This is a genomic window from Micrococcales bacterium, from assembly GCA_016703125.1.
Taxonomy (GTDB): Bacteria; Actinomycetota; Actinomycetes; order S36-B12; family UBA10799; genus JADKAV01.
Genome location: JADJCR010000001.1, coordinates 316,097 through 334,087 on the forward strand (window position 1 = coordinate 316,097; position 17,991 = coordinate 334,087).

11 protein-coding genes and 3 rRNA genes are annotated in these 17,991 nt (G+C 65.2%); 12 read left to right on the plus strand and 2 right to left on the minus strand.

The features are described 5' to 3' along the window. Positions 1 to 17: 17 nt before the first annotated feature. From IPG68_01525 to IPG68_01560, 8 genes are all read left to right on the plus strand, one after another. Positions 18 to 1,019 (plus strand): N-acetyl-gamma-glutamyl-phosphate reductase, encoded by a 1,002-nt coding sequence (locus tag IPG68_01525; GenBank protein MBK6762028.1) that lies wholly within the window; start codon positions 18 to 20, stop codon positions 1,017 to 1,019. After that, positions 1,016 to 2,161 (plus strand): bifunctional glutamate N-acetyltransferase/amino-acid acetyltransferase ArgJ, encoded by a 1,146-nt coding sequence (argJ, locus tag IPG68_01530; protein ID MBK6762029.1) that lies wholly within the window; start codon positions 1,016 to 1,018, stop codon positions 2,159 to 2,161. The genes IPG68_01525 and argJ overlap by 4 nt, the downstream gene beginning before the upstream one ends. After that, positions 2,158 to 3,006, plus strand: a complete 849-nt coding sequence (gene argB, locus IPG68_01535) for an acetylglutamate kinase (GenBank protein MBK6762030.1) — start codon at positions 2,158 to 2,160, stop codon at positions 3,004 to 3,006. The genes argJ and argB overlap by 4 nt, the downstream gene beginning before the upstream one ends. After that, complete coding sequence (locus IPG68_01540; protein ID MBK6762031.1) at positions 3,003 to 4,130, plus strand: acetylornithine transaminase; 1,128 nt, start codon at positions 3,003 to 3,005, stop codon at positions 4,128 to 4,130. Before argB ends, IPG68_01540 begins: the two co-directional genes overlap by 4 nt. Then, positions 4,127 to 4,627 carry an arginine repressor gene (gene argR / locus IPG68_01545; protein ID MBK6762032.1) on the plus strand — a complete coding sequence of 167 codons (501 nt, stop codon included), beginning with the start codon at positions 4,127 to 4,129 and terminating at the stop codon, positions 4,625 to 4,627. The genes IPG68_01540 and argR overlap by 4 nt, the downstream gene beginning before the upstream one ends. A 10-nt stretch (positions 4,628 to 4,637) precedes the next feature. Then, positions 4,638 to 5,840, plus strand: a complete 1,203-nt coding sequence (locus IPG68_01550; protein MBK6762033.1) for an argininosuccinate synthase — start codon at positions 4,638 to 4,640, stop codon at positions 5,838 to 5,840. Next, positions 5,833 to 7,329, plus strand: coding sequence for an argininosuccinate lyase (gene argH / locus IPG68_01555; GenBank protein MBK6762034.1), 1,497 nt, complete (start codon positions 5,833 to 5,835; stop codon positions 7,327 to 7,329). The genes IPG68_01550 and argH overlap by 8 nt, the downstream gene beginning before the upstream one ends. A gap of 174 nt (positions 7,330 to 7,503) precedes the next feature. Beyond that, positions 7,504 to 8,472 carry a DUF2157 domain-containing protein gene (locus IPG68_01560; protein ID MBK6762035.1) on the plus strand — a complete coding sequence of 323 codons (969 nt, stop codon included), beginning with the start codon at positions 7,504 to 7,506 and terminating at the stop codon, positions 8,470 to 8,472. A gap of 12 nt (positions 8,473 to 8,484) precedes the next feature. Here the strand turns inward: IPG68_01560 and IPG68_01565 are convergent, their stop codons facing one another. Continuing rightward, the gene (locus IPG68_01565; GenBank protein ID MBK6762036.1) at positions 8,485 to 9,471 is read right to left on the minus strand and encodes a phosphotransferase; all 987 of its coding nucleotides are present in this window, start codon (positions 9,469 to 9,471) and stop codon (positions 8,485 to 8,487) included. Positions 9,472 to 9,984: 513 nt separating this feature from the next. Between IPG68_01565 and IPG68_01570 the strand changes: the two genes are divergently transcribed. After that, entirely contained in the window at positions 9,985 to 11,262 is a 1,278-nt protein-coding gene (locus IPG68_01570) for a tyrosine--tRNA ligase (GenBank protein ID MBK6762037.1), read from the plus strand. A gap of 28 nt (positions 11,263 to 11,290) precedes the next feature. Here IPG68_01570 and IPG68_01575 read toward each other — a convergent pair whose 3' ends face one another. Further along, the gene (locus tag IPG68_01575; protein MBK6762038.1) at positions 11,291 to 12,304 is read right to left on the minus strand and encodes a beta-lactamase family protein; all 1,014 of its coding nucleotides are present in this window, start codon (positions 12,302 to 12,304) and stop codon (positions 11,291 to 11,293) included. A 563-nt stretch (positions 12,305 to 12,867) separates the two neighbouring features. On the opposite strand from IPG68_01575, the gene IPG68_01580 reads away from it, so the two are divergent. The 3 genes from IPG68_01580 to rrf all read left to right on the plus strand — a co-directional run. After that, positions 12,868 to 14,392: ribosomal RNA gene (locus IPG68_01580) — 16S ribosomal RNA — on the plus strand. A gap of 301 nt (positions 14,393 to 14,693) precedes the next feature. Beyond that, positions 14,694 to 17,801 (plus strand): 23S ribosomal RNA (locus tag IPG68_01585). Positions 17,802 to 17,898: 97 nt separating this feature from the next. Next, positions 17,899 to 17,991, plus strand: a 5S ribosomal RNA gene (gene rrf, locus IPG68_01590); the annotation flags it as partial.

Here is a 17,991-nt window from a genome sequence, read left to right on the forward strand (position 1 = left end):
GCGTATAGAGTCGTTCCGTGGTTTCGGTGGGAGTCCTGGGCGCGTCCGGATACGGCGGCGGTGAGTTGCTGCGCCTGCTGGCCGGGCATCCTGCCCTTGAGGTTACCCGGGTCTGGGCCAATGCCTCGGCGGGACAAAGGGTCGGCGCCCTTCACCCGCATGTGGCCAGCCTGGCCGACCTGCACGTCGCCGCATTCGACCCCGCCGATGTCGATGTGGATTTCGTCTTCATGGCCCTCCCGCATTCGCAGTCCGCGCAGTTCGCCGGCCTCCTGTCCACCCCGGTGGTCGACCTGGGAGCGGACTTCCGGCTGCGGGACGCCACCGCTTGGCAGACCTACTACGGCGGCCAGCACGCGGGGACCTGGACGTACGGCATGCCCGAGATACCAGGTCAGCGCGAACTCATTGCCGCATCGAAGAACGTGGCCAATCCCGGGTGCTACGCGACGGCCATCGCCCTGGCGGCGGCTCCGCTGGTGCGGGCGGGACTCGTCGACGCCACCCAGATCGTCGCCGTCGCGGCAAGCGGTACCAGCGGTGCCGGCCGGTCGCCGTCGGTCCCGCTGCTGGCAAGCGAGGTGACTTCCGGGATGCGGCCGTACAAAGTGGGCGGGGTCCACCAGCACACCCCGGAGATCGAGCAGACGCTCGGCCACGGCGCCCGCATCAGTTTCACGCCCATGCTCGCCCCGATGGCGCGCGGCATCCTGGCCACCGTCACAGCACCGCTGACCGGGGGCTCCGAGCAGATCGGCAAGGCGCTGCACGATGCCTACGGCGACGAGCCCTTCGTGCGTGTCCTGCCGGACGGGCAGTGGCCGGCCACCCAGATGACGCTGGGTTCGAACAGCGTCGTCCTGCAGTGGGCCGTCGACTCCCACGCCGGCCGAGTGATCGTCTGCAGCGCCATCGACAACCTCGGCAAGGGTGCGGCCGGTCAGGCCATCCAGAACGCCAACCTGATGCTGGGTCTGCCCGAGAGCACTGGGCTTCCTGTGAACGGAGTGGCGCCATGAGTGTGACGTTCGCGCAGGGGTACCGGGCAGCCGGTGTGGTCGCGGGGCTGAAGGCTTCCGGCACGCCGGACGTCGCCGTGGTGGTCAACGACGGCCCGCGCTGGGACGCAGCCGCAGTCTTCACCAGCAATCGCGTGCAGGCCGCGCCGGTGCTGTGGTCCAGGCAGGTGCTGACCGACGGCATCCTGCGCGCAGTCGTTCTCAACTCCGGCGGCGCGAATGCCTGCACCGGTCCCGAAGGTTTCGCCGACACCCATCACACGGCCGAGGCGGCCGCCGAGGCACTGGGCATCGGACCGATTGATGTGGCGGTCTGCTCCACCGGCCTCATCGGGGAACGCCTCGACATGCCCAGGTTGCTGGCGGGACTGCGCCAGGCGCTGGTTGTCGCGAACGACGCCGGCGGGGAGGACGCCGCCCGTGCGATCATGACCACCGACACCGTTGTGAAGACGAGCACCTTCGAGGCCGGCTACCGGATCGGAGGCATGGCCAAGGGCGCGGGGATGCTCGCGCCCGGGATGGCCACGATGCTGTCGGTGATCACGACCGACGCGTTGATCGACGCCCACACCCTCGACCGGATGCTCCGGGCCTGCACCGCCACGACGTTCGACCGGGTGGACGCCGATGGCTGCATGTCCACCAACGACACGGTCATCCTCATGGCCAACGGCGCCAGTGGCCTGGTCGCAGACGAGGCCTTCGAGAAGGGCCTGCACCACGTGTGTGCTGACCTGGCGCGCCAGCTCCCTGCGGACGCCGAGGGGGCCACCAAACTCATCGACGTGCGGGTCGTGGGTGCCGCCGACAACCGGGATGCCGAGGTGGCCGCCCGGGCAGTGGCCCGCAGCGCACTGTTCAAATGCGCCATGTTCGGCGAGGATCCGAACTGGGGAAGGGTGCTGTCGGCGGTCGGGACCACCGACGCCGCGTTCGACCCCTTGCGTATCGACGTGTCCATCAACGGCGTGATGGTGTGCCGCGACTCAGGTCCGGGGGAGCCCCGCGAGGGCGTGGACCTGACCGCACGTGAGGTGGAGGTCATCATCGACCTGCATGCCGGCGATGCGACGGCGACCATCGTCACCACGGACCTCACGACCGACTACGTCCACGAGAACTCGGCGTACTCGACATGAAGGACATCGAGATCGCGACGACCCTGGCCGGCGCCCTGCCGTGGCTCAAGAGGTGGCACGGGCGGACGGTGGTCATCAAGTACGGCGGCCACGCCATGACTGATGAGCACCTGCGCAAGGCCTTTGCCGAGGATGTCGTGTTCCTCAAACTCGCAGGGATCAAACCGGTCGTGGTGCACGGCGGCGGTCCGCAGATCTCCAACATGCTGGCCAGACTGGACGTGCCGACGCAGTTCGTGGGGGGCCGCCGGGTGACCACCCCGGAGGTCATGGACATAGTGCGGATGGTGCTCGTCGGGCAGGTTCAGCGGGAGTTGGTGAACCTGCTGAACGAACACGGGCCGTACGCGGTCGGCGTGAGCGGTGAGGACGCCCACCTTCTCAGCGCCGTGCCGCGCAGCGAGGAACTGGGCCTGGTCGGGGACATCACCGACGTCCGGCCGGAGTTCGTCCACACCCTTCTGGAGGACGATCTGATCCCGGTGGTGTCGACCATCAGCCGAAGTGACGACGGCCGCGTCTACAACGTGAACGCCGATTCGGCCGCTGCAGCGCTGGCGGTCGCCCTGGGCGCGGTGAAGTTGGTCGTGCTGACCGATGTTGCCGGTCTGTACCGCGACTGGCCGGCTTGTGAAGACTTCGTGTCCTATCTGCGGCCGGACGAGTTGCGCGCGATGCTCCCCAGCCTGGATTCCGGGATGCTGCCGAAGATGGAGGCGTGCTTGGAGGCCGTGGACGGTGGCGTCACTCGGGCGCACGTCGTCGACGGCCGGATCCCGCACTCCGTACTGGTGGAGGTCTTCACCGACACCGGCATCGGCACGATGGTGGTGAACGAGCCATGAGCCTGACGCAGCGCTGGCAGTCGGTGATGTCGGACAATTACGGCACCCCGGCCGTCACAGTGGTGCGCGGCGAGGGCGCCGTGGTTTGGGATGCCGACGGCAAGCAGTACCTGGACATGGTGGCCGGCATCGCCGTCAACGCGCTCGGACACGCCCACCCGGCGGTCGTCGAAGCGGTGAGCCAGCAGGTCGCGGCCTACGGTCACACCAGCAACCTGGCGATCCACCCGCGGGGAGTGGAACTGGCCGAGCGGCTCATCGCCCTGGCCGGGCGCCCGGGCCGTGTCTTCTTCTGCAATTCCGGTGCGGAGGCCAATGAGGCGGCGTTCAAGGTCGCGCGGCTGACCGGCCGGCACGTGGTCCATGCCGCGGAGGGCAGCTTCCACGGCCGGACCATGGGGGCGTTGACGCTCACAGGCCAGCCGCCCAAGCGCGCTCCGTTCGAACCGCTGGTGGCGGGTGTGGAGTACTTCGCATTCGGTGATCTGCCCGAGCCGGGGCCGGACGCAGCGGCGATCATCATCGAGCCCATCCAGGGGGAGGCCGGCGTCGTGCCTGCACCCGCGGGGTACCTCGCGGAACTCGCTGCGCTGGAGCCGCTGTTGATCGTCGATGAGGTGCAGACCGGGATCGGGCGCACCGGCGCCTGGTTCGCCCACCAAGCCGCCGGCGTGGCACCCGACATGCTCACCCTGGCCAAGGGCCTCGGCGGTGGCCTGCCGATCGGTGCACTGCTGACGTTCGGGCAGACCGCCGATCTGCTGCGGCCGGGTCACCATGGGTCCACTTTCGGGGGGAACCCGATCGCATGTGCGGCTGCGCTGGCGGTGCTCGACACGATCGAGTCCGACGGGCTGCTGGCGCATGTGACCGCGTTGGGCTCGCGGATCCGCTCGATCCTGGAGGCGGTGCCCGGGGTGGTGAATGTGCGCGGCGAAGGCCTGCTGCTGGCCGCCGTTCTGGACCAGCCGGACGCGAAAGCGGTGGAGGCGACCTGCCGGGACCACGGGGTGCTGGTCAACGCCATCGGGGAGCACGTGATCCGGCTGGCACCACCGCTCGTCCTCACCGAGGAGCAGGCGGACCGGGCCTGCGAGATCATCGCCACGGCGGTGTCCGCATGAGCCTGCTCAACACCCGCGCTGCCCGCCGCGAACTCATCGTGGAACTCATCCGCGGCGGCGCGGTCGCATCACAGTCCGACCTGGTTGAGATGCTGCGTGAACGCGGCATCGAGGTCACCCAGGCCACGGTGTCGCGCGACCTCGACGAGATCGGCGCGGTGAAGACCGTGTCTGGTGACGGCCGTCTCTTGTACGGCGTGCCCGCCGAGGGCGGCGAGGACCGGCTGCAGGCCGACGAACTCGAGGACATCAACGCTCGGCTCATCCGCGTGGCCGAGGACACGATGGTGTCCGTGCGTTACAGCGGGAACCTGGTGGTCCTGCGCACACCGCCCGGCGCCGCGCAGTATCTGGCCAGCGCCTTCGACCACTCCCACCTGCAGGATGTCATCGGCACCATCGCCGGGGACGACACGATCATGCTCGTGGTCGCCGAGTCCAGCACCGGCCAGACCGTGGCCGAGCGCCTCCAACAGCTCATCAAGAACCGTCGATAGGAGAACGACAATGTCAGACAGAGTGGTACTCGCCTTCAGCGGCGGTTTGGACACCTCCGTGGCCATCGGCTGGATCAAGGAGCAGACCGGCGCCGAGGTCATCGCCCTGGCGGTCGACGTCGGGCAGGGCGGCGAGGACATGGAGGTCATCCGGCAGCGGGCGCTGGGCTGTGGCGCCGTGGAGGCCGAGGTCGTTGACGTCCGCGACGAGTTCGCCGATGAGTACTGCCTGCCCGCGCTCAAGGCCGACGCGCTCTACATGGACCGCTACCCGCTGGTCTCAGCACTGTCGCGGCCGGTGATCGTCAAGCACCTCGTCGCCGCCGCGCACAAGCACAAGGCCAACATCGTGGCGCACGGCTGCACGGGCAAGGGCAACGACCAGGTCCGCTTCGAGGTGGGTATCCGGGCGCTGTCGCCGGACCTGGCCTGCATCGCGCCGGTCCGTGACTTGGCGCTGACCCGTGACAAGGCGATCGAGTTCGCCGAGCGTGAGGGCTTGCCGATCGACGTCACGAAGAAGTCGCCCTACTCGATCGACCAGAACGTGTGGGGTCGCGCGGTCGAGACCGGATTCCTCGAGGACATCTGGAACGGGCCCACGGAGGAGTTGTACACGTACACCCAGAACCCCGCGACGCCCCGCGAGCCTGACGAGGTCGTCATCACGTTCGACAAGGGCGTGCCGGTTGCCATCGACGGCGAGAAGGTCAGCATGCTGCAGGCCATCGAGATCATGAACCAGCGGGCCGGCGGGCAGGGCGTGGGGCGGATCGACACGGTGGAGGACCGCCTGGTCGGTATCAAGAGCCGCGAGATCTACGAGAGCCCGGGGGCGATGGCACTGGTCGCCGCGCACTCCGAACTCCTGCACGTCACCGTGGAGCGGGAGTTGCTGCGCTACTTCCGCACGGTGAGCCAGCGGTGGGGTGAGCTGGTCTACGACGGCCTCTGGTTCAGCCCGCTTCGCAAGGTCCTGAACAATGTCATCGACGACGTCAACGCGTCGGCCAGCGGTGAGATCCGGATGGTGATGCACGCGGGCAAGGCGACGGTCACCGGCCGGCGCAGCGATGCCAGCCTGTACGACTACGGCCTGGCCACCTACGACTCGGGCGACACCTTCGACCAGTCACTTGCCCACGGCTTCATCGAGCTGTGGGGACTGCCCAGCCGCATGGCGCACGCGCGGGACAACCGGATCGATGGCTGAGGGCCGGACAGGGCAGGGCAGTCTGTGGGGCGGCCGGTTCGGGGAACCGCCGGCTGCGGCGATGGCCGAGTTGAGCCGTTCGACGCATTTCGACTGGGTCCTCGCCCCCTACGACATCCAGCAGGGCCGGGCCCATGCCGCAGCTCTGTTGCGCGCCGGTCTCCTGGACGAGGCCACGCATGCGGCGCTGACGGCAGGGCTGGACACCCTGGCTGCGGAAGTGGCGTCAGGTGAGTTCCTGCCGGGGCCGTCGGATGAGGACGTCCATGGCGCACTGGAGCGCCGGCTGATCGAGATCGTGGGGAAGGACGTCGGCGGCCGCCTGCGTGCCGGACGCAGCCGCAACGATCAGGTGGCCACGGACTTGCGACTGCTCCTGCTCGACGCCGCTGATGGTGTGTCCGCCGAACTGCTTGCCCTGTGCGACGCCCTGCTGGAACAGGCGCAGCGCCACCACGCGCACCCCTCGCCGGGCTTCACCCACCTGCAGCATGCGCAGCCGGTGACACTGGGGCACGAGATCGGCAAGCACGTCCAACCGTTCCTGCGCGATCTCTCACGGCTGCGCGACTGGCGGGAGCGGACCGACGTGTCCCCGATGGGCGCGGGCGCGCTGGCCGGCAACGGCCTGGGCCTGGACCCAGTGGCAACCGCCGCCGATCTGGGCTTCGCGGGCAGCTTCGCGAACTCGATCGACGCGGTCACCGACCGGGACTTCGTCGCGGAGTTCCTGTTCGTGACGGCCATGATCGGCGTGCACTTGTCCCGCCTCGGCGAGGAGATCTGCCTGTGGGCGACCACGGAGTTCGGCTGGGTGCAGTTGCACGACGAGTTCTCCACCGGGTCATCGATCATGCCCCAGAAGAAGAACCCCGATTCCGCCGAACTCGCCCGCGGCAAGTCCGGCCGGCTCATCGGCGACCTGGTTTCGGTTCTCACGATGCTCAAGGGCCTGCCGTTCGCCTACAACCGGGACCTGCAGGAGGACAAGGAGCCAGTGTTCGACGCACTGGCTACCCTGCGGCTCGTGCTGCCGGCGATGACCGGCACGGTGGCGACGCTTGAGTTCCGGCCCGACGTCGCCAGTGCCACCACCGCGGACGGGCACGCCCTGGCCACCGAACTGGCCGACTGGTTGGTGCGCCGGGGGATGCCCTTCCGGCAGGCCCACGAGGTGTCGGGCCGCGCGGTCAAAGCGGCAGACGCGGAGGGCGTGGCGCTGTGGGAGGTGGACCTCGCTGCTGTGGATCCAGCGCTGGCCGACGCGCGGGAGGCGCTCTCGGTGGACGCCGCCCTGACGGTGCGGTCGCACCGCGGGGGTACCGCCCCGGCCGCTGTCGCCGAGGGGGGGGCCCCGGGGTGGGAGGCGCGGAGCCGCCCGGGAGGGGAGGGGAGAGCGGGGAGGGGCCCCGGGGTTTGGTTGGGTCTCCCGGCCGGGGGGAGGCAACTCGCGCAGGCCGCCGTGGAGTTGGACGCCTACCGCCGCTGAGGCCCCGCCCGGTGCTCCCGCTGCACCCGGGAGAGTTCCGGACAGCGGGGAGCGTTTCAACGCGGTTGGGTGTCTCCCGGGTGTCCGGGTCTCTCCCGCCTACGGCTGGAGGTGGTTCGCGGGGGCCGCTCTACGGCCCGGCGCGGGCGTAGCATTGAAGCAGGGGTGGCTGTCATGCTTGACCGTCTCGATCGCACACTGAACCACTTCGTGGAAGAGGGTCGGATCACACCCGAGGTCGCGGCCGACGTCAGCCGCGAGTTCCACGTCCACCCGATCGACATCCGGCAACGGCTCGCCGAACTGGCCGGGTACGCCGGTGCCGGTCTGGCCACGATCGGGCTCATCGTCATCGGCTCGCAGGTGTGGACCGACTTCAGCGAAGTGATCCGCGCGGCCTTGCCGGCCCTGGCCAGTGCCGCACTGCTGGTCGGCGCCAGGCTGGTGATCCGCCCGGTGGGCCACATCATTGAGCACCCCGTTCGCGGGCGTGTGGCCCAGACGATGGGCGGCGTCTCCGCGGTGCTGGCTGTGCTAGCGCTGATCGTTCTCTTCTCGCCGCAGACCGGTGACCTCCCTGAATGGGGGTTGCTCGTCGCTTCAGGTGCCGGATTGCTCATCTCCCTGGTGGTGTGGCGCTGGGTGCCAGGGTTCATCAACACCCTCGTAACCGCCGTGCTGGCGTTCATCGCCGCACTTTCCCTGATGGCTGTACTCGGCTTCGGCGACAGCCCGGCGATGACTCTGGCCATCGTCGCGCTCGGCGCCTTGGCGAGCCTGCTGTTCAACAAGTTCTTCCCGCCGGAATGGCTGACGCGCCTGATGGGTCTGCTCATCTGGTTGCCCGGCACGATCGTGCTCATGACGGCCGAACTCGGCTACAACCAGCCCGACACCGCGTTGCGCTGGGCCGGCCGTGTCAGTGCGCTGGCGCTGATCCTGATCGGCACGTCGATGTTCGCGCGCGGTGGTGATTTGCTCTGGGCGGTCGCTGCCGGGTTGGCCGCGGCGTTGCTCGTCGGGCTGTGGTCGCTAGAGGCGGTCAACGCTGGTGTAGCACTGATCATTGCCGGATTGGTGCTCATCGGGGCGGGGCTGGTGCTTGCCGGACTGCGCCGGGCCGAACGGCGGGCTTCTCCCTGAGGCGCGAGGCCGTCATAGACGCAGCAGGCCGGTGGCGGCGGACCGACGCGCTGCCTCCACCCACCACTCGAATGCGTCCCTCGACTGCGGTTCCGGGTGTTCGGTGGCGTGATAGGCGAGGTTCCAGCCCATCTCCACCACGCCACCGAGCAGCCCGAGGGTCAGGTACTGCTGGGGATGGCGCTCGCCCCACATGTCGTCGATGTCGGCCAGCAGGAGGTCCGGACTCGCGTCGACCTGGGATGCGCAACCAACCAGGAAGGACACGAACTCGATGGCGGGGGGACCGGCCGTTGCCAGGGCCCAATCGATCGCCACTATCCGGTACGGCTCGAGTGCGATGTTAGGCAACCAGTAGTCACCGTGCAGCAACGTCCGGCCGCCCATCTCCGTCAACGGGTCGGTGAGCACCTGCGGCCGCTCGTGCATCAGTGCCACGAGGTCCCTCACGTCCGGCGGGGCGATCGAGTCGAACATCGACCATCCCGCCATGACCCATTCCGCCAGAGGTTCTCCGGAGTCGGCCAGCCCGGACATGACCCGGGGCGAGAAGACGCCGATCCGATCCGCCGCCGACCACGTACCCGCGGGAGCGCCACCTTGGAAGGCCTGGTGCATCGCATCGGCGGCACGCAGGATGCTCGCGCAGGTCTCCCGGGTCACCTGGCTCTCGTAGGACAGCACGGTGTGGGTCACATCGCGCATGGCCAGGAGCCAGTTTCCTCGCTCTTGCCACGCGCCCACGACCGTATGGCCGAGGCGAGGCGGCAGTCGATCCAGAACACCCGAGCGCCACAACTCCACCTCCAACGGCACCGTTCGGCGCGGGATCCGCATCGTCAGGTCGCGCACGGGATCGAAGGTCTTGAGGACCAGTCGCGTGCCGTCGTCCAGGACTGCGCGTTCCAGGAGCGCACCGCTTGCGCCGTCGTGGTCGCTCAAGGGGTGCCGGTCGCGGATCCGGTCGGGCACAGTAGGCGGAGCCTTCGAGACGTCCATGCCGATCACCTCGCGCGCTCATCGCACCACGCGGAACGGCGCCGTGCAATGAGCCGATCGGCCAACGGGGGGAGCCGCACAGAGGACGTTCCATCCCTTCGGCGACCGAACGGGCCATGGACTGCTTAGGGCAGCCATGCCTAATATGACGGCGAGCCGGGCGCGGCCCGGACGACCCCTCGAGGAGGAAACATGAATCGTCGAACGGTGCAAGCGGGTGGCGCAGCAATACTGCTGGCGCTCTCAGGGTTCGCTTTCGTCGCCCCGGCGACTGCCGCGGAATCGTTGAACGGCAACGGACAGGGCCTGGCCGTCGGCCGCCCCGACGCCGGATCCGTGGGCAACGCAGATGACAAGAGCCCGAAGGGTCAGTCGTACGGCGACAAGAACAAGGGTTATGAGTGCGACGACAACGCGGGTGTCGGCCGGAGCAACCCGGCTCACACGCCGTCGTGCGAGGAAGAGGAGACCCCCGCTGATCCCAGCCGGGTGGTTCCGGTCACGCCTGCCAAGATGGACAGCGTGACCGATCTCCTCTCCGATCTCGAAGCCCGCGGCCTGATCGCTTCCTCCACCGACCTCGGTGCCCTGTCTGAGGGGATGGCCGAGTCGATCACCCTCTACTGCGGCTTCGACCCGACCGCGCCAAGCCTGCACGTGGGCAACCTGGTCCCGCTGCTGCTGCTGCGCCGGTTCCAGCTCGCCGGGCACAAGGTCATCGCGCTGGTCGGAGGAGCGACCGGGCTGATCGGGGACCCCAGCGGGCGCAGCGCGGAGCGGGTCCTGAACACCGACCAGACGGTGGCGGACTGGGTGGAGCGGGTGAAGGGCCAGTTGGCCCATTTCCTCGACTTCGACGGCGACAACCCAGCCGTCCTGGTCTCCAACCTCGACTGGACGGCGCCCATGTCGGCAATTGAATTCCTGCGCGACGTCGGCAAGCACTTCAGCGTCAACGCGATGCTCGGCAAGGAGTCGATCGCCGCACGCCTCAACGGCGACGGCATCAGTTACACCGAGTTCAGCTACATGCTTCTGCAGTCCATGGACTACCTGCACCTGTTCCGCGACCACGGCTGCACGCTGCAAGTGGGCGGGTCTGACCAGTGGGGAAACATCACCGGCGGTCTCGACCTCATCCGCAAGGTGGAGGGCCCCGAAAGCCGGGCCCACGGCCTGACCGTGCCGCTGGTGACCAAGGCCGACGGCACCAAGTTCGGCAAGACCGCCGGGGGGGCGGTGTGGCTGGATCCGGACCAGACGACGCCGTTCGCGTTCTACCAGTTCTGGCTCAACACCGACGATCGGGACGTCGCCAACTACCTGCGCTTCTTCAGTCTGCGTCCACTGGTAGAGGTGGAAGCGGTCATCGTCGAGGGGCAGGCCCGTCCTGCCTCCCGAGCAGGTCAGCGCGCGCTGGCCGCGGAACTGACCGACTTGGTCCATGGTCGCCGGACGCGCGAACATATCGAGGCTGCCAGCGCGGCGCTCTTCGGCCGTGGCGACCTCCGCGCCCTGCCGGAGGACATCTGGCGACAGGCCACGCTAGATGTGCCGACAGTGCCCGTGGACACCGGGTCGCCGATTGTCGACGCACTGGTGGCTGCCGGCCTCTGTGAGTCCAAGTCGGCTGCCCGGCGGGCCCTGAAGGAGGGCGGCGCCTACGTCAACAACGAGCGGGTGTCAGACCCGGAGTCGGTGCTGTCCGACGAGCACGCCCTGCACGGACGCTGGATCCTTCTGCGTCGCGGCAAACGCTCGATCGCAGTGGCGGCCCTCGGGACCGTCTGACTGAGCGCACAACGCGGGTTCGCGGGCGTCATGCCATCGCGGCGTCGATCACCCGGGAGAGGGTGGAGATGACCGGCCACGCGCCCTGCGAACTGTTCCCGAGCACGCTTACCGTCGTCTGGGTGCCGATGACGTGAGTCGACCGGAACGAGGCGCCGGCGTCGTACCCCTCCAGGATGAGCGCAGGGTGAGTCCGGTGGAGCCAGAAACCCATCCCATAGCGCATGTTCTCCTCCGGCACATAGTGCCGCGGGCGGGTCATCACCTCCACCGTCGCCCGCGAGACGATGCGACCGTCGAGGAGCGCGCGCCAGAACAGTCGCAGGTCGTCCGCCGTCGTGAAGGCACCGCCGTCGCCGTTGCCGAGCACGGGTAGGTGCAGCGTGTTGACGAGGTCGCCCTCGTCGAAGATGTAGCCGGCGGCGGCGTCTGCGGGCAGTTCGTTGAGCGCGATGAACCCCGTGCGCTCAAGGCCGGCAGGCTCGAGCACCAGTCGCTGCACGACGTCGTGGTACGTGCTGCCCGTGACCCGCTCGATGAGGACGGCGAGGACCATGTAGCCGCCGTTGCAGTACGCGAACCGCGCGCCCGGAGGGAAGCTCGGCGGGTGCCCATCGAGCACCGGCAGGAACGCCGCGGCGGTTGTCAGTGTGTGCACCGGGAGAGAGAGCACGTGGTCCGAGACCTCCCAGTCGCCGTCCTCGTCGAGGTAGTCACCGATCCCCGAGGTGTGGGTGAGCAGGTGCTCCACCGTGACACCGTCGTCGATGAGCGGCAGGTCGTCGCCGAGCAGGGTGCGCGCCGGCTGGTCGAGCCCCAGCGCGCCGTCCTCGACCAGTCGCATCACCGCGAGGGCGGTGAACGCCTTGCTGCCGCTGGCCACGGCGATCCGGGCCGTCGTTGCCATCGGCACCCGCAGGGCCCGATGGATGAAACCTTCCGCGCGTTCGAGGACGCGGAGGTTGGCGACATCGACCGTCACAACGCCGGTGAACGCCCGCGCCGCGACCGCGTCGTCGAGGGCCCGAAGGTCCACATCCATGTCGTCCTCCAGTGACCATCGCGCCACCACTGGCTGACCGAACGACCGAGGGGGCACGGGAATGGCACCGTATCCCGCAATCCCGCGGGGTCGCGCGTCAGACCTCGACCCGTGGCAGGCGGAGAGTCCGGCGGCTGCGGCGACAGGCAGTCGTCCTGTTTGCGGCGCGGGAAACGGCCCGGCCGGGGTGCTGACCGACCCCCCTTCACAGGCCCGAAAACCCCCTGCTACCTTTACTTTTGTTGCTCGCGAGAGCAACTCCCAACCGACTCGAGAGCCTGAAAAGGCCGACGAATCGCGCGGGGACCAGGGGGTGGTTGACACAACTACCCAGGCTGGTACAGTGGAGAAGTTGCCCCGGAAACCTCCAGCGAGAAGCTGGCGGCGACGGTGTGCGCCCGCTCCTTGAGAACTCAACAGTGTGCCAAAAGTCAATGCCGAACCCCGTTCGGCGGCCGGTCTCGTACCGGTCGGCGAAGGGATTTCTTTGAGGCATGACCAAATTTGATGAATGTCAGATTTGTTCTTGCCAGGCTTACAATTCGTGAGCGAAACACAAATCATTCACGGAGAGTTTGATCCTGGCTCAGGACGAACGCTGGCGGCGTGCTTAACACATGCAAGTCGAACGGAAGGCCCAGCTTTGGGGGTACTCGAGTGGCGAACGGGTGAGTAACACGTGAGTAATCTGCCCCTGACTCTGGGATAACAGCCGGAAACGGTTGCTAATACCGGATATGACCTCCTGGGGCATCTGGGGTGGTGGAAAGCTTTTTCGGTCTGGGATGTGCTCGCGGCCTATCAGCTTGATGGTGGGGTAATGGCCTACCATGGCTTCGACGGGTAGCCGGCCTGAGAGGGTGACCGGCCACACTGGGACTGAGACACGGCCCAGACTCCTACGGGAGGCAGCAGTGGGGAATATTGGACAATGGGCGGAAGCCTGATCCAGCAACGCCGCGTGAGGGATGACGGCCTTCGGGTTGTAAACCTCTTTCACCCATGACGAAGCGCAAGTGACGGTACCTGGAGAAGAAGCACCGGCCAACTACGTGCCAGCAGCCGCGGTAATACGTAGGGTGCGAGCGTTGTCCGGAATTATTGGGCGTAAAGGGCTCGTAGGCGGTTTGTCGCGTCGGGAGTGAAAACACCGGGCTTAACTCGGTGCCTGCTTTCGATACGGGCAGACTAGAGGTATGCAGGGGAGAATGGAATTCCTGGTGTAGCGGTGAAATGCGCAGATATCAGGAGGAACACCGGTGGCGAAGGCGGTTCTCTGGGCATTACCTGACGCTGAGGAGCGAAAGCGTGGGGAGCGAACAGGATTAGATACCCTGGTAGTCCACGCCGTAAACGTTGGGCGCTAGGTGTGGGGGACCATTCCACGTTCTCCGTGCCGTAGCTAACGCATTAAGCGCCCCGCCTGGGGAGTACGGCCGCAAGGCTAAAACTCAAAGGAATTGACGGGGGCCCGCACAAGCGGCGGAGCATGCGGATTAATTCGATGCAACGCGAAGAACCTTACCTGGGTTTGACATGGACAGGAATCCGGCAGAGATGGGGTCCTTTAGTGGGGTCCACAGGTGGTGCATGGCTGTCGTCAGCTCGTGTCGTGAGATGTTGGGTTAAGTCCCGCAACGAGCGCAACCCTCGTTCTATGTTGCCAGCGCCCTTCGGGGTGCCGGGGACTCATGAGAGACTGCCGGGGTCAACTCGGAGGAAGGTGGGGATGACGTCAAGTCATCATGCCCCTTATGTCCAGGGCTTCACGCATGCTACAATGGCCGGTACAAAGGGCTGCGATATCGCAAGATGGAGCGAATCCCAAAAAGCCGGTCTCAGTTCGGATTGGGGTCTGCAACTCGACCCCATGAAGTCGGAGTCGCTAGTAATCGCAGATCAGCAACGTCGCGGTGAATGCGTTCCCGGGCCTTGTACACACCGCCCGTCAAGTCATGAAAGTGGGCAGCACCCGAAGCCGGTGGCCTAACCCCTTGTGGGATGGAGCCGTCTAAGGTGAGGCTCGTGATTGGGACTAAGTCGTAACAAGGTAGCCGTACCGGAAGGTGCGGCTGGATCACCTCCTTTCTAAGGAGCACTGGCCAGGTGGCCCTTGGTCCGGGGCCGGCGGTGGTGTTCTCATGGTTGCTCGTATGTGGTGGGGTGACGAGTTGGCTGTCGGATGTGGGGCCAAGTACTGCTGTTGTGGGCGTGTGGCGGGTCAGGTCGGGGTGGGGTGTGGCACGCTGTTGGGGTCCTGAGGACAGCCGCGTGTGGTCCTGGTTGTTCGGTGGCCCATGAAAGGCCGCGTGGCCTGGGTGGTGGTGGGGGCGCGTTGTTTGAGAATTGCATAGTGGACGCGAGCATCTTAGTAGTGTTTGGTTGTGTTGTAGTTTGTACTAAGGGCACATGGTGGATGCCTTGGCATCAAGAGCCGATGAAGGACGTAGGAGCCTGCGATAAGCCCTGGGGAGTTGGCAACCGAGCTGTGATCCGGGGGTGTCCGAATGGGGAAACCCAGCTGGAGTCATGTCCAGTCACCTGCACCTGAATATATAGGGTGTGTGGAGGGAACGTGGGGAAGTGAAACATCTCAGTACCCGTAGGAAGAGAAAACAATAGTGATTCCGAGAGTAGTGGCGAGCGAAATCGGATGAGGCTAAACCATGCGCATGTGATACCCGGCGGGCGTTGCAGTCGGGGGTTGTGGGGACCGTTACCTGGTCTGCCGAATGGTGCGAGTAAGAAATCCAGCATGAAGTCGAAGGCCTTGGAAAGGGCCGGCAGAGAGGGTGAAGCCCCGTAGTCGTAAGCGTTTGGCACTGTGTTGGCGTGTTCCCAAGTAACACGGAACCCCTGAAATTCCGTGTGAATCTGGCGGGACCACCCGTTAAGCCTAAATACTCCTTGATGACCGATAGCGGACAAGTACCGTGAGGGAAAGGTGAAAAGTACCCCGGGAGGGGAGTGAAATAGTACCTGAAACCGATCGCCTACAATCCGTCGGAGCCTTGCCTTTTTGGTGGGGTGACGGCGTGCCTTTTGAAGAATGAGCCTGCGAGTTAGTGGTGTGTGGCGAGGTTAACCCGTGTGGGGCAGCCGTAGCGAAAGCGAGTCCGAATAGGGCGATTCAGTCGCGTGCTCTAGACCCGAAGCGGAGTGATCTATCCATGGGCAGGTTGAAGCGACGGTAAGACGTCGTGGAGGACCGAACCCACTTAGGTTGAAAACCTGGGGGATGACCTGTGGATAGGGGGTGAAAGGCCAATCAAACTCCGTGATAGCTGGTTCTCCCCGAAATGCATTTAGGTGCAGCGTCGCGTGTTTCTTGCTGGAGGTAGAGCACTGGATGATCTAGGGGGCCCACAAGCTTACCGAAATCAACCAAACTCCGAATGCCAGTAAGTGAGAGCGCGGCAGTGAGACTGCGGGGGATAAGCTCCGTAGTCGAGAGGGAAACAGCCCAGACCATCAGCTAAGGCCCCTAAGTGGTGACTAAGTGGAAAAGGATGTGGAGTCGCAGTGACAACCAGGAGGTTGGCTTGGAAGCAGCCACCCTTGAAAGAGTGCGTAATAGCTCACTGGTCAAGTGATTCTGCGCCGACAATGTAGCGGGGCTCAAGTCATCCGCCGAAGCTATGGCATTCACGCTTAACACCGCCTTGTGGTCCGGTGTGTGGATGGGTAGGGGAGCGTCGTGTCGGCAGTGAAGCGCCCGAGTGATCGAGGTGTGGAGCCGACACGAGTGAGAATGCAGGCATGAGTAGCGAAAGACGGGTGAGAAACCCGTCCGCCGAATGACCAAGGGTTCCAGGGTCAAGCTAATCTGCCCTGGGTAAGTCGGGACCTAAGGCGAGGCCGACAGGCGTAGTCGATGGACAACGGGTTGATATTCCCGTACCGGCGAAATAGCGCCCATGCCGAGGCCGAGGATGCTAACCACCCGAAACCATCTGCCGATCCCTTCGGGGAGTTGGGGCGGTGGAGCCTGGGACCTGAGCTGTAGTAGTCAAGCGATGGGGTGACGCAGGAAGGTAGTCCAACCACGGCGATGGTAGTCCGTGGCCAAGGATGTAGGACGAGACCATAGGCAAATCCGCGTCCCATGATGCCTGAGATGTGATGCGGAGCCGATTATGGCGAAGTGGGTAATCCTATGCTGTCGAGAAAAACCTCTAGCGAGCTATGCGCCGCCCGTACCCCAAACCGACTCAGGTGATCAGGTAGAGAATACCAAGGCGATCGAGAGAACCATGGTTAAGGAACTCGGCAAAATGCCCCCGTAACTTCGGGAGAAGGGGGGCCGGATCCGTTACCACCCTTGCGGTGGGACGCGGTGAAGGCCGCAGAGACCAGGCCCAAGCGACTGTTTACTAAAAACACAGGTCCGTGCGAAGTTGTAAGACGATGTATACGGACTGACTCCTGCCCGGTGCTGGAAGGTTAAGAGGAACTGTCAGACCCCTTGTGGGTTGAAGCGGTGAATTTAAGCCCCAGTAAACGGCGGTGGTAACTATAACCATCCTAAGGTAGCGAAATTCCTTGTCGGGTAAGTTCCGACCTGCACGAATGGAGTAACGATTTGGGCGCTGTCTCAACCGTGGACTCGGCGAAATTGCACTACGAGTAAAGATGCTCGTTACGCGCGGCAGGACGGAAAGACCCCGGGACCTTTACTATAGTTTGGTATTGGTGTTTGGTTCGGCTTGTGTAGGATAGGTGGGAGACTTTGAAGCAGGGACGCCAGTTCTTGTGGAGTCAACGTTGAAATACCACTCTGGTCGTACTAGATGTCTAACCTAGGTCCATTATCTGGATCAGGGACAGTGCCTGATGGGTAGTTTAACTGGGGCGGTTGCCTCCTAAAATGTAACGGAGGCGCTCAAAGGTTCCCTCAGCCTGGTTGGCAATCAGGTGGCGAGTGTAAGTGCACAAGGGAGCTTGACTGTGAGACAGACATGTCGAGCAGGGACGAAAGTCGGAACTAGTGATCCGGCACCGGCATGTGGAAGCGGCGTCGCTCAACGGATAAAAGGTACCCCGGGGATAACAGGCTGATCTTCCCCAAGAGTCCATATCGACGGGATGGTTTGGCACCTCGATGTCGGCTCGTCGCATCCTGGGGCTGGAGTAGGTCCCAAGGGTTGGGCTGTTCGCCCATTAAAGCGGCACGCGAGCTGGGTTTAGAACGTCGTGAGACAGTTCGGTCCCTATCCGCCGCGCGCGTAGGAAACTTGAGAAAAGCTGTCCCTAGTACGAGAGGACCGGGACGGACGAACCTCTGGTGTGCCAGTTGTTCTGCCAAGAGCACGGCTGGTTAGCTACGTTCGGAAGTGATAACCGCTGAAAGCATCTAAGCGGGAAGCACGTCTCAAGATGAGGGTTCCCACCTGGTTAAGGGGTTAAGGCCCCCACCAGACTAGTGGGTTGATAGGCCGGAGGTGTACAGCAGCAATGCCCAGCCGACCGGTACTAATAGGCCGAGGGCTTGTCACACACAAATTTCTGTACGCGTCCACTATGCGGTTCCCGAGATACGGTCGGGAACCAGGGGGAGGGGGGCGGCGGGGGGCCCCTTGATATTCTCATAGAGTTTCGGCGGCCATAGCGAAGGGGGGAAACGCCCGGTCCCATTCCGAACCCGGAAGCTAAGCCCTTCAGCGCCGATGGTACTGCCCCGGTGACGG